The organism is Amycolatopsis sp. NPDC003865, assembly GCF_053605345.1.
This window is the reverse complement of record NZ_JBSGJA010000017.1, coordinates 169,106-180,945: the sequence shown is the minus strand read 5'-3', so window position 1 is coordinate 180,945 and position 11,840 is coordinate 169,106. Positions and strand designations below refer to the sequence as shown.

The 11,840-nt window shown below is 73.6% G+C and carries 11 protein-coding genes; 3 read left to right on the top strand and 8 right to left on the bottom strand.

The genetic code is table 11. The annotated features are described in order from the left end of the window. Nucleotides 1–3: 3 nt before the first annotated feature. From ACWEVP_RS34265 to ACWEVP_RS34255, 3 genes are all read right to left on the bottom strand, one after another. The gene (locus tag ACWEVP_RS34265) at nt 4–672 is read right to left on the bottom strand and encodes a GntR family transcriptional regulator (RefSeq protein WP_452066722.1); all 669 of its coding nucleotides are present in this window, start codon (nt 670–672) and stop codon (nt 4–6) included. Then, entirely contained in the window at nt 654–2,075 is a 1,422-nt protein-coding gene (locus tag ACWEVP_RS34260; protein ID WP_452066721.1) for a fumarylacetoacetate hydrolase family protein, read from the bottom strand. Before ACWEVP_RS34260 ends, ACWEVP_RS34265 begins: the two co-directional genes overlap by 19 nt. Nucleotides 2,076–2,147: 72 nt before the next feature. After that, complete coding sequence (locus tag ACWEVP_RS34255; RefSeq protein ID WP_452066720.1) at nt 2,148–3,584, bottom strand: aldehyde dehydrogenase family protein; 1,437 nt, start codon at nt 3,582–3,584, stop codon at nt 2,148–2,150. Between the two features lie 138 nt (nt 3,585–3,722). Here ACWEVP_RS34255 and ACWEVP_RS34250 point away from each other — a divergent pair, with 138 nt between their 5' ends. Next, on the top strand, nt 3,723–5,156 hold the full coding sequence (locus tag ACWEVP_RS34250; protein ID WP_452066719.1) for a GMC family oxidoreductase: 1,434 nt from the start codon (nt 3,723–3,725) through the stop codon (nt 5,154–5,156). Here the strand turns inward: ACWEVP_RS34250 and ACWEVP_RS34245 are convergent. Genes ACWEVP_RS34245 through ACWEVP_RS34235 form a run of 3 tightly spaced genes read right to left on the bottom strand, consistent with a single transcriptional unit; the run spans nt 5,140 to nt 8,038 of the window. Next, nucleotides 5,140–5,976, bottom strand: coding sequence for an alpha/beta hydrolase fold domain-containing protein (locus ACWEVP_RS34245; RefSeq protein WP_452066718.1), 837 nt, complete (start codon nt 5,974–5,976; stop codon nt 5,140–5,142). The genes ACWEVP_RS34250 and ACWEVP_RS34245 overlap by 17 nt on opposite strands. Next, nucleotides 5,973–6,920, bottom strand: a complete 948-nt coding sequence (locus tag ACWEVP_RS34240; RefSeq protein ID WP_452066717.1) for an aldo/keto reductase — start codon at nt 6,918–6,920, stop codon at nt 5,973–5,975. The genes ACWEVP_RS34245 and ACWEVP_RS34240 overlap by 4 nt, the downstream gene beginning before the upstream one ends. An 8-nt stretch (nt 6,921–6,928) precedes the next feature. Next, on the bottom strand, nt 6,929–8,038 hold the full coding sequence (locus tag ACWEVP_RS34235) for a zinc-binding dehydrogenase (protein WP_452066716.1): 1,110 nt from the start codon (nt 8,036–8,038) through the stop codon (nt 6,929–6,931). Nucleotides 8,039–8,087: 49 nt separating this feature from the next. Between ACWEVP_RS34235 and ACWEVP_RS34230 the strand changes: the two genes are divergently transcribed. Further along, the gene (locus ACWEVP_RS34230) at nt 8,088–9,377 is read left to right on the top strand and encodes an amidohydrolase (protein ID WP_452066715.1); all 1,290 of its coding nucleotides are present in this window, start codon (nt 8,088–8,090) and stop codon (nt 9,375–9,377) included. Here the strand turns inward: ACWEVP_RS34230 and ACWEVP_RS34225 are convergent, their stop codons facing one another. Next, the gene (locus ACWEVP_RS34225; protein WP_452066714.1) at nt 9,378–10,097 is read right to left on the bottom strand and encodes an SDR family NAD(P)-dependent oxidoreductase; all 720 of its coding nucleotides are present in this window, start codon (nt 10,095–10,097) and stop codon (nt 9,378–9,380) included. 45 nt (nt 10,098–10,142) lie between these two features. On the opposite strand from ACWEVP_RS34225, the gene ACWEVP_RS34220 reads away from it, so the two are divergent. After that, entirely contained in the window at nt 10,143–11,069 is a 927-nt protein-coding gene (locus ACWEVP_RS34220) for an aldo/keto reductase (RefSeq protein ID WP_452066713.1), read from the top strand. 44 nt (nt 11,070–11,113) lie between these two features. On the opposite strand, the gene ACWEVP_RS34215 is transcribed toward ACWEVP_RS34220, so the two are convergent. Then, nucleotides 11,114–11,836, bottom strand: coding sequence for an alpha/beta fold hydrolase (locus ACWEVP_RS34215; RefSeq protein WP_452066712.1), 723 nt, complete (start codon nt 11,834–11,836; stop codon nt 11,114–11,116). Nucleotides 11,837–11,840 lie beyond the last annotated feature (4 nt).

Genomic DNA, 11,840 nt, shown 5'->3' with positions numbered 1-11,840 from the left:
AGGTCAGGGGTGGCGGTGGGCGAGGAAGGCGTCCAGGGTGGCCAGCCGGTGGGCGCGGACGGCCTGCTCGACGTCGGCGGCGGGGGCGCCGGCGCCGAGCAGGCCGAGGATGTGCTCGTGCTCGGCCACGGACTGCCGGGCGCGGCCGGGGACGAAGCTGAACGTCGAGGTGCGCAGGCCGCTGAGGCGGTCCCAGCCGCGCCGGACGAGGTCGAGGACCTGCGGGTTGGGGCAGGCGCCGAACAGCACGGCGTGGAAGTCGCGGTTGAGCGCGGTGAACCGGGCCGGTTCGAAGTGCCCGAGGCAGTCCGCCAGCTCGGCGTTCAACGCCCGGGCCGCGGCCAGCGCGCCGGGCGGCAGCAGGGGCGCTGCGAGCGCGGCGGCGTACCCCTCGACGAGCGCGAGGGTCTGCATCGTGTGCTGGTACTCGCGTTCGTCGACCATAGCGACCTGCGCGCCGACGTTGCGCTCGAAGGTCACCAGCCCTTCGGCTTCCAGCAGCCGGATGGCTTCGCGGATCGGGACGACGCTGACGCCGAGCTCCTGGGCGAGCTGGCCGAGCACGAGGCGGTAGCCGGGGGAGAAGGTGCCGTCGGCGATCCGCGCCTTGATCCACTCGTAGGCGATCCGCGACTTGCTCATCGCGGTGCCGTTCACCGTTTCGCGAGCCATGCGGCGTACCTCCCGCGCCAGTGCTCGTCCATCGGGTAGAGGCCCTCGACGCGCTCGCCCGCGGCGACCTGCTCGGCGATGAACGTCTCCTGCAGCTCCTGCTCGATCGCCGCCTCGACGACCTCCTCGACGAGGCCCGGCGGGATGACGAGAACGCCGTCGCCGTCGCCGGCGATCACGTCGCCGGGGCACACGGCCGCGCCGCCGCAGGCGATCGCGACGTCGACGTCCCACGGCACGTGCCGCCGGCCGAGCACCGCCGGGTGCGGCCCGGCGTGGTAGGTGGGAATGTCCAAAGCGGACACCGCGGCCAGGTCGCGGACCCCGCCGTCGGTGACGATCCCGGCGGCGCCGCGCACCTGCGCCCGCAGCGCCAGGATGTCGCCCACCGTGCCGGTACCGCGCTCGCCGCGGGCCTCCATGACCAGGACGTCACCGGGGCCGAGGCCGTCGATCGCCCGCTTCTGCGCGTTGTAGCCGCCGCCGCGGGACGTGAACAGGTCCTCGCGGTAGGGCAGGTACCGCAGGGTCCGCGCGCGGCCGGTCAGCCGGGTACCGGGCCGGGTCGACGTCAGCCCGTCGATCGACACGGCGTTGTGGCCGCGCTTGCGCAGCTGGGCCGACAGCGTCGCGGTGCCTACGGATTCGATGCGCCGCTTCAGGTCCGCGGTCAGCACGAAGTCCGGAGTGGACGTTCCGTACGCGTCTGCCCGCTGCTGCTCGTCCACACGGGGGAGCGCGCCGTACGGTCCGAAGGGGACGGTCCCCGCGGTGATCGGCGTGACCAGCCGGCCGGTGGTGTGCCCGGCGGTGTCGACCTCGACCTCGACGACGTCGCCGGGGACGGCGACCGACGCGCCCGCGGGCGTGCCGGTCAGGACGACGTCGCCGGGGTCGAGGGTGATCAGCTGCGAGAGGTCGGCGACCAGCCTGCCGAAGCCGAACAGCAGGTCGGCCGTGGTGTCCTCCTGGACCAGCTCGCCGTTGAGCCAGGTCCGCAGCCGCAGCGCGGCCGGGTCGACGCCGGCGGCGGACAGGACCGCCGGGCCGAGCGGGGTGAAGCCGTCGCCGCCCTTCGACCGCAGGTTGCTGCCCTTGTCGGCGTAGCGGAGGTCGTAGACGCCGAAGTCGTTGGCGGCGGTGACGCCGCCGACGTACGACCAGGCGTCGGCGGGGGAGACCCGGCGGGCGGTGCGGCCGATGACCAGCGCGATCTCGCCTTCGAAGCCCAGCAGCTCGGTGCCCGCCGGCCGTTCGAGCGCGGCACCGCTCGCCGCGACGGACGTCGAGGGCTTGAGGAAGTACGACGGCTGCTCCGGTACCCGGCCGCGCTGTGCGGCGCGGGAGCGGTAGTTGAGATGCAGGGCGATGATCTTGCCGGGCCGCTGCGGGAGGGTCGTCATCCGTGGTCCTGCCTGCCGGTTCGGAGAAGGTATTTCAAATAATATACGATCTGCGACGTGGGGAAACCCCTTTCACCCGCCGTAGTGGAGCCAGACGGACTTGACTTCGGTGTACGCGTCCAGCGCCCACGGGCCCATCTCGCGGCCCCAGCCGGACGCCTTGTAGCCACCCCACGGCGCCGCCATGTCCGGGATCGGCGGCATGTTGACGAAGACCGCGCCGGCCCGGATGCCGTCCGCGTAGCGCTGGGCGGTGCGCAGGTCGCGCGTCCACACCGTCGCCGCGAGGCCGTACTCGGTGTCGTTGGCGCGGCCGAGGAGCTCGTCGCCGTCGTCGTAGGGCGTCACGGCGAGGACCGGGCCGAAGATCTCCTCGCGCATGATGGTCATGTCGTCGCGGACGCCGGCGAACAGCGTCGGGGCGTAGAAGTAGCCGTCGCGCTCGACCGGGGCGCCGCCGGTGATCAGGTCGGCGCCCTGCTCACGGCCGGTGCCGACCAGGAAGTCGACGTGTTCGCGGTGCTTCTCGGACACCAGCGGGCCGAGCTGCGTGGCCTCGTCCGTGCCGGGGCCGAGCCGCAGACCCTCGAGACCGCGCGCCATTTTCTCGACGAACTCCTGCTCGCGCTTGCGATCGACGTAGAAGCGCGTGTACGCGGCGCAGACCTGGCCGGTGTTGAGCGTGGCGCCGGCGAGGTTGCCCGCGACGGCGGCGTCGATGTCGGCGTCGGCCGCGATGACGCTCGGGGCCTTGCCGCCGAGTTCCAGGGTGAGGCGCTTGAGGTTGGACGCCGCGCTCGCCGTGGTGATCAGCTTCCCGACCGCGGTGGAGCCGGTGTAGGAGACATGGTCGACGTCCGGGTGCCCGGTCAGCAGCGCGCCGACCGCGCCGTCGCCGGTGACGAGGTTGACCACGCCCGCCGGGATGCCGGCTTCGTGGACCAGCTCGACCAGGCGGATGCTGGTCAGCGGCGTGACCTCGCTGGGCTTGATCACCACCGTGTTGCCGGTGGCGAGCGCCGGGGCGAGCTTCCAGGCGAGGATCATCAGCGGGAAGTTCCACGGCGTGATCAGGGCGTTCACCCCGACCGGCTCGCGGCGCGTGTAGTGCAGGGTGTCCGGGAAGGACACCGGGTTGGTCGTGCCCTGCAGCTTCGTGACCCAGCCCGCGAAGTAGCGGAAGTGCTCCGCCGCGCCGGTCACGCTCACCCGCCGGGACACGCCGATCGGCTGGCCCTGGTCGAGGGTTTCCAGGCGGGCCAGCTCTTCGTGGTGCCGCTCGACGAGGTCGGCCAGCCGGAACAGCAGCGCGGCCCGCTGCACCGGAAGCAGCCCGGCCCATCCGGGCGCGGTGAGCGCGCGCCGGGCGGCCGCGACGGCGGCGTCGACGTCGGCCCCGACCGCCGTGCCGACCTCTTCGAGCACCCGGCCGGTGGCGGGGTCGCGCGTCGGGAGGGCACCGCCGCCGGCTTCGGTCCACTGTCCGTCGATGCACAGGCGTGTCGCCATTCCGGGTTCCTCCTCGGCCTTCGGTGAGCCGAGTATCGGGCGCCGCGCGGCCGCGGGTCTTGTCCGCTCACGCAGGCCCGTTGACCGACCGCGAAGGGATGCCTCCGGTGCGGCCGAGCGCGAGCCAGGCTGGGGCGCATGGACGTGATCGTGGTGGGTGCCGGCTCGGCCGGTTCGGTGGTGGCGCGGCGGCTGGCCGACGCGGGTGCGGCGGTGACGCTGCTCGAAGCGGGCGGTCCCGACGGGAACCCCGCCGTCCACGACCCTGCCCGGGCCGGGGAACTGTGGCACGGGCCGGAGGACTGGGACCTGTACACGGTCCCGCAGCCGCACGCGGCCGGCCGGCGCCTGCACCTGCCGAGGGGGCGCGTGCTCGGGGGTTCGCACGCGCTCAACGCGATGATCTGGGTCCGCGGCGCACCGGCCGACTACGACGGCTGGGACCTGCCCGGCTGGACCTGGGCCGAGGTCGAGCCGGTGTTCGCGCGGATCGAGGAAGACCTGCTCGACGTCGTGCCGAACGAACCACTGCACCCGATCCAGCGGTCCATAGTGGACGCGTGTGTCTCGGCCGGGGTGCCGCTGAACCCGGACTGCACCAGCGGAACCCTGGACGGCGTGTCCGTCGAGCGGATCACCGTGCGGGACGGCCGGCGTCTCACCACGTGGCAGGCGTACGGCCTGCCCGCGGCTTCCCGGATGACTGTCCACACCGGAGCGCTGGTCGACCGCCTGGTCGTCTCGGGCTCCCGGGTGACCGGGGTGGTGGCTTCCTTCGGCGACGAGGTGCGCTCCCTTTCGGCGGACCTGGTGGTCCTCGCCGCGGGCGCGCTGGCCTCGCCCGCGATCCTGCTGCGCAGCGGCGTCGGCCCGGCCGACGAGCTGCGCGCGCTCGGCGTCGACGTCGTCGCGGACCTGCCGGGGGTCGGGCGGAACCTGCACGATCACCTGCTTTCCCCGGTGATCTTCACGACCTCGCGGGAGGTCGGGCCGCCGGCTTCCGGCCGGTCGGTGACGCAGGTGCACTGGTTCTGGCGCAGCCGCCCGGGGCTGGCCGTGCCGGACACGCAGCCGATCTGCTTCAGCGTGCCGATGTACGAGCCGTGGATGTCCGGGCCGCCGACCGGGTTCTCGCTGATGGCCGGGATGGTGGCCCCGGCGAGCCGGGGCAGCCTGCGGCTGGCCCCGGACGGCTCGCCGCTGATCGACCTGGGCGCGTTGTCGTCACGGGCGGACTTCGAGAGCCTCGTGGCGTCGGTGGAGCAGTGCCGGGCGGTCGGCCGGGCCCCGGCGCTGGCCTCGGAGTGGGGCGCGAAACCGTTGTACCCGGGGCCCGCGGACGACGTCGGCGAGTACGTCCGCCGGACTGCCATCAGCTACCACCACCAGGTCGGGACGTGCCGGATGGGAACGGACTCCTCGGCGGTGGTGGACCCGCGGCTGGCGGTGCACGGTCTCGAAGGGCTGGTCGTCGCGGACGCGTCGGTGCTGCCCCGGGTGACGACGGGCAACACCAACGCACCAGCGGTTCTGGTGGGCGAGCAGGCGGCGAAGTTCATCCTGGGGAGCTGAGCAGCCGGCGCAGCCACGAAGACCGCGCCGCCAGGGCCGCCCGGGTCACCTCCGCTTCCGGGGCGGACCGGTCGAAGCCGTGGTGCGCCTGCGCCCACACGTGCAGTTCCGTCGGCACTCCCGCCCGCGCGAGCCGCTGGGCGTAGGCCACGTCCTCGTCGCGGAACAGCTCCGCCCCGCCGACCTCGACGAACGCGGGCGGCAGGCCGCCGAGATCCGCCATCCGCGCCGGCGCCGCGTACGGGGACGTCTGCCCGGCCAGCAGGCTGCGCCAGCCGAAGTCGTTGGCCTCCCGGGTCCACACGAGATCCGGGAGGTCCGCCGACGTCCGGTCGTCGAGCATCGGGCACAGCAGCAGCTGCCCCGTCAACGCGGGGCCGCCGCGATCACGCGCCAGCAACGCCACGCCCGCGCTCAGCCCGCCGCCCGCGCTGCCGCCACCGACGATCAGCCGCGGGAAACCGTACGTCGAGGCGAACCACACGAGACCCGCATAGCAGTCTTCGAGGGGTGCCGGGTGCGGGTGCTCCGGGGCGAGCCGGTACTCGACCGTCGCGCAGACGAACCCGAACTCCTCGATCAAGGCCACCAGCCGCGGGAGGTCGGCGAACCGGTCGTCCATGACCATCCCGCCGCCGTGGATGCTGTACAGCCCGGGCGCGTCCGGTCGCGCGAGCCGCGGCCGCAGGACCGTGACGACGACGCCGCCGTCGAGGACGTGGTCCGACCACACGATGTCCCGGTCGCCGATCGCTTCCCCGGGTGTGAGGTTGCGCAGCGACGCGCGGACGGACGGCAGCGTCTCGGCGGAGAGGTTCACGGCCCCTCCGGGTCGACGGCACCGCGGTCCGCCCAGAACGGTTCCACCAGCGCGCGCAGGTCGGCCGCGCCCACCCGGTCCACCAGCGCGACCGCCGCGAGGTCGTCCTCCAGTTGCGAGACGCTGGTGGCGCCGAACAACGTCGTCGTGGTCGCGGGGTGGGTGAGGGTGAACGCCAGGCACAGCTGCGCCGGCGTCGCCCCGACGCTCGCGGCGACCTTCGCGAGCCCGGCCGCCGAGTCCGCGATCCGCTGCCGGACGTCGCCGGGGTCGCGGCCGACCGGGCGGCCGCCCTTCCCGAGCAGCACGCCCCCTTCGAAGACGTCCGACGCCTGGAGCGAGACACCGAGGGAGAACACCGACGCGAACGGGTCGCCGTCCGGAATGGACCGGCGCGCGACGCTGTACTTGAGCTGCGCGATCGCCGGCCCGGGCACTCCGTCGGCGGCGGCGAAGCCGTGCACCGCCCGGATCGCCGAAGCCGACCAGTTGTTGACGCCCCACTGCCCGATCAGCCCGGCCGAGTGCAGCTCGGCGAGGTCGGTCACGAGGGTGTGCAGGTCGGTGTCGTCGCGGCGCAGGTCGCCGAGGATCACCAGATCGGCGTGCGCGACGCCGGCGCGGAAGAAAGCGTTCTCCAGCTGGGAACGCAGGTTGTGCTCCGGATAGCCTTCGAGCCACAGCTTCGCCGACAGCAGGTAGTCCTCCCGGCGCAGGCCCGCGGCCCGGACCATGGCGGAGAACAGCACGTCGGTGAACACCGGCGGACTGCCGGGCAGGCCGTACACGCCGACGTCGAAGAGGCTGATCCCGGCCTCGACGGCGGTCCGCAGCAGGGTGACGGCCTCGCGGAAGTCCATCCGGTCGTAGGTGTGCCACGAGCCGAGGGACAGCACGCCGGTGAGCGGGCCGTCGCGGCCGATGCGGCGCTGGGGGATGCGCACGGGGTCTCCTAGGGCAGTCGGGGGTCGATGACGGCTTTGAGCTCGCCGAGCCGGGACATCGACTCGACGGCGGCGGACGCGCCGGCCAGCCCGACCGGCGCGCTGAACAGCTCCGCCCACGGCATCCGGCCGGCGAAGGCGCGGAAGAACCCGACCGCGCGGTGGTAGTCGGCGATGTCGCCGTTGAGCGAGCCGGCGATGGTCAGCTCCTTGCCCATCACCGTGCCGAGCGGCACGGGGGACGGTGATGGGCCGGTCGACCCGACGACCGCGACCGTCCCGCGCTGGGCGGCGAAGGCGACGGCCTCCGCGCCGACGGTCGGGCCGCCCGCGAAGTCGAAGACGTGGTCCGCGCCGCGGCCGCCGGTCAGCTCGCGCACGCGCTCGACGCGTTCGTCCGGTGTGGACTCGACGGACACGGTCGCGGTGGCCCCGAAGCGTTCGGCCGCCGCCAGCCGGTCGCCGGGGCCGCCGACCGTGATCACCGTGCCGGCGCCGCAGAGCCGTGCGACCGCCGTGGCGAACACGCCGAGCGCGCCGGCGCCCTGGACGACGACTGTCGCGTTCGGACGGATCCCGCCGGACCGCGCGACCGCGCGCAGCACCGTCTTGCCCGCGCAGCCGGACATGGCCGCCCACGTGTCCTCGACGTCGTCCGGCAGGAGCAGCTTCGCCGCCCCCGGTGTCACGTAGCAGTACCGCGCCAGCCCGCCGGTGGCGTAGGGGAACCGGTCGGCGCGCTGCAGGAAGCCGTAGCCGCGGCTTTCGCACGCGACCGGCTCCCGCAGGATCGCGCAGCCGTAACACTTCCCGCACGTGGACTCCGACCAGCCGATCCGGTCGCCGGGCCGGAGTTCGCGGCCGAGCGTGTCGGTGGTGCCGGAGCCGGTGGCGACGACTTCGCCGACCATCTCGTGGCCCAGCACCATCGGCAGCATGCCGGGCAGGCTCAGCTGCCCCGACCACAGGTGGACGTCGGTGCCGCACAACGTCGTGCAGGTGAGCTGGACGAGGGCGGCGCCCGGTTCCGGTTCGGCCGGGAGGGGCAGCTCGCGCAGGTCGAGAGGGGCGTGGTGGCCGGTGAGGACGGCGGCGTCGGTGTGGGTGGGCAGCGCCATCTTTTTAGTCTACAGTCGTGGAAGAAAAAGTCCAGGGCGGGAGGAAACCATGACGGCACACCGCATCCGCCCGGCGGACCTGGTGGTCCACGGGGGTCTGGTCCGCACGTTCGACGCCGCGGGCACGGTGGCGGACGGCCTGGCCGTGCGGGACGGCCGCATCGCCGCGGCGGGGGACGTCACCGGCCACATCGGACCCGGCACCGAGGTCGTCGACCTCGCCGGCCGCACGGTGCTGCCCGGCATCAACGACGCGCACCTGCACGCCACCTGGCTCGGCGCGCGCTGGCCGCACCCGCTGCTCGGCGCTCCGCACGAGGAAACCCCGGTGGTCACCGCCGAAGACCGCCGGGCCGCCATCCTGCGCGCCGGGGACGTCTGCGCGGCGCTCGGCATCACCAGCTACACCGAGCCCGGCCTCGGTCCGGGGGAAACCGGGTGCTTCTCGGCGGAAGTCCTCGACGAGTACGCGGCGCTGCAGCGTGAAGGCCGGCTGCGGGCACGCGTCACCGTGCTGCGCCTGTTCGGCCTCCTGGACGGCGCCAGTTCTCCGGCGGACTTCGAGCGCGGCCTGGCGACTTCCGTGCCGGAGGCGGATCCGGAGTGGCTCGCCGTGCCGGGAGTCAAGATCTTCGCCGACGGGATCCCGCCGATGCACACGGCGTGGACGCACCACTGCTACGCCGACGGGACGCACGGCGCGCTGCTCGTCGACGGCCTCGATGACGAAGAACGGGCGAACTCGCTGACGGCGATGATCACCCTCGCGCACGAAGCCGGTCTGGTCGTCGGCGTCCACGCGACCGGCGAACGCAGCATCGAAGCCGCCCTCGAGCACTTGCGCGGCGGCGACCACGTCGTGCACGGCGATCTCGTCACGCCCGCGCAGCTGCGGCGGATGGCCGCGCGAGGGGTCGGCCTGACCACGCAGCCCGCGATCGCCACCGCGATGCGGCCGATGGTCGCCACGGCGCTCGGCCGCGACGTCGCGGCGAAAGCCTGGCCGCTGCGGGAGATCCTGGACCTCGGCGTGCAGCTCACGCTGAGCAGTGACGCGCCGGTCGTCACCCCCGACTGGCGCGTCCACCTCGCCGCGGCGGGGGAGCTGCTGGGCGCGCGCGGCGTCACGCCCGGGCTGACCACGCGGCTGCTGCGGTGTTACACGACCGACGCGGCGCTGCAGGACGGCTCGGCAGCGTGGAAGGGGACTCTGGAACCGGGCAAGGTGGCCGACTTCTGCGTCCTGGCCGCCGATCCCGTCGGCACCGCGCTCGCCGACCTGCCGTCGGTCGCGGTCGAGCTGACCGTGACCGGCGGCCGGATCGTCCACAAGGGATAGTCAGGTGAGCAGCTGTCCGCCGTCGACCGCGAGGCTCACGCCGGTGATGTGCGCCGCGCCCGCCAGGAACACCACGGCGGGCACCACGTCCTCGACCGCGGCGATCCGGCCCAGGGGGATCCGGGCCTCCCAGGCCGCGCGGGCCGCGGGGTCGGCGGCGAACCCGGCGGTCATCGGCGTGAGCACCGGCCCGGGCGCGACGGCGTTGACCCGGATCCCGCGCGGTGCCAGCTCCAGGGCCGCGGACCGGGTCAGCGCGTCCACGGCCGCCTTCGTGGCCTCGTAGTGGCCGAGCCCGGGTGTCGGCTGCCGGGCGCCGATCGAGGAGACGTTGACGATCGCGCCGCCCGCGGTCATCCGCGCGCCGACCGCCCGGGTCATCAGGAACGTGCCGCGGAAGTTGACCCGCACGCACCGGTCGAAGACCTCGACGTCCAGCTCGGTTATCGGCCCGCCGCCCCCGGCCAGCCCGGCGTTGTTGACCAGGACGTCGATGGGGCCGAACCGGCCGGTGACGAGCGAGACGGCCGCGTCGACCGACGCCGGGTCCGCGATGTCCAGTTCGACGTGTCCGGCGCCGATCTCCCGGGCGGCGTCGTGCGCCGCGCGGGCGTCCACATCGGCGACGACCACCCGGTCGCCATGGGCGAGAAACGCTTCGGCGGCACCCCGGCCGATTCCCCCGGCGCCGCCGGTGACCACCACGATCCGTGATTTCATTCTACAATCGTAGACGAAAGAAGTGCTGGGACGAAAGGAAAACCCGTGAGCGTGCTCGGAAACTCGGTCTTCGGCCTCGGTTCGTGGAACACCTGGGACCGGATGGACTTCGGAGACGCGGTGCGGCTCGTGCGGACCGCCGTCGACGCCGGCGTCACGCTGTTCGACGTCGCCCACTACGACTTCGGCCCGCATGCCGAGAACTCGCGCACCGACGTCCTCTTCGGCGAGGCGGTCCGGGAAGCCGGGATCGCCCGCGACGACTACGTGCTCTGCGGGAAGCTGTGGCTCTGGGACTACCCGCGCAGCGGCTTCGCCGAGCAGCTCGAGACGTCGCTGGGCCGGATCGGCACCGACCACGCGGACCTCGTCGTCGTGGGGGACTACCGGGAGCGCCCGGACATCCCGCGGGTCGTCACGGAAGTGGCCGAGCAGGTGCGGGCGGGGCGGATCGGCGGCTGGGGCGTCAACAACTGGCTCGCCGCCGACCTCGACCTCGCGTACGCGTTCGCCGCCCGCGAAGGCCTGCCGGCTCCGGAGTTCGCGCAGCTCAAGTACTCCATCGCCCGCCGCTCGATGGCCGAAGGCGAGTACTACGGCAAGCACATCGCGAGCGGACGTCTGGTCCTGCAGGCTTCGGACGTCTTCGAAGGCGGCGTACTGCTGGGGAACGCGGCGCCGGCCCGGAAGATCGGTGCCGACGTCGGCGGGATCCGCCAGTCCATCGTGGACGCCGCCGCCGAACTGGGCACGATCGCGGCGGATTTCGGCGCGACCCGGGCGCAACTGGCGTTGGCGTTCTGCCTGGCGTACGCGCCGGTGGCGAACGTCCTGTTCGGAGTGAGCCGCGAGTCCCAGCTGGCCGACAACCTGGGCGCCCTCGAACTGGCGCGCGAGCACGGCTCGGAGATCCGCACGGCGGCCGACCACCTCTGGCTGGACCGCGAGGTCGACCCCGCCGGCACCTGGTGACGGCGAGGGGCGGCACTTTCACGTGAAAGTGCCGCCCCTCGCCGTCAGGGGGTGTCGAGGAAGGTGAGGGCGGCCGTGCGGAAGGGGAAGCCGCGCAGGGCGCCGCCGTGGTCGCCCGGGACCAGCACCAGGTCGCTGCCCGGCACCAGGGGGACCAGGGTTTCGATGCCCTGGCTGACCGGGTCGTCCCGGCCGGCGACGAACCGGGTCGGCACCGTGATCGTCCCGGCGCTCGGCGCGAACGGCTCCCGGCGCAGACCCTCGACGCAGTGCGCGAGGGCGACCGGGTCACGGCCCGGCGCGGTGATCATCCGCGCGATCGCGGCGGTCAGCGGGTCAGCCGGGAGCTTGCCGCCACCGGCGAACGCCAGCGCCGCTTCGACGTCGACCGCGGCGAACGGTTCGTGCGGGCTGAGCCCGGCCAGCACCAGCCGCCGGACCGGCAGCAGCGCGGGCAGTTCCCACGCCAGCCGTGCGCCGAGCGAATAGCCGACGACGTCCACCTCGGACACCTCGCCGACCGCCGAAGCCAGTTCCTTCACCACCGCCTGCGGGGTCGCGTCGGCGGGCGCCGGGCTCGAGCCGTGCCCGGGCAGGTCGGGTACCACGACCGCGCGGCCGGACGCGGTGAGGGCGGCCGGCCAGCCCGTGCTGACCCAGTCGGTGTGCCCGTCGGAGGCGAACCCGTGCAGCAACAGCACCGGTGGCCCGGCGGGCGGGCCGCTGGGGGAGAACCGGCGCACGGCCGGGGAAGTCGGGAGCGTCAAGGAA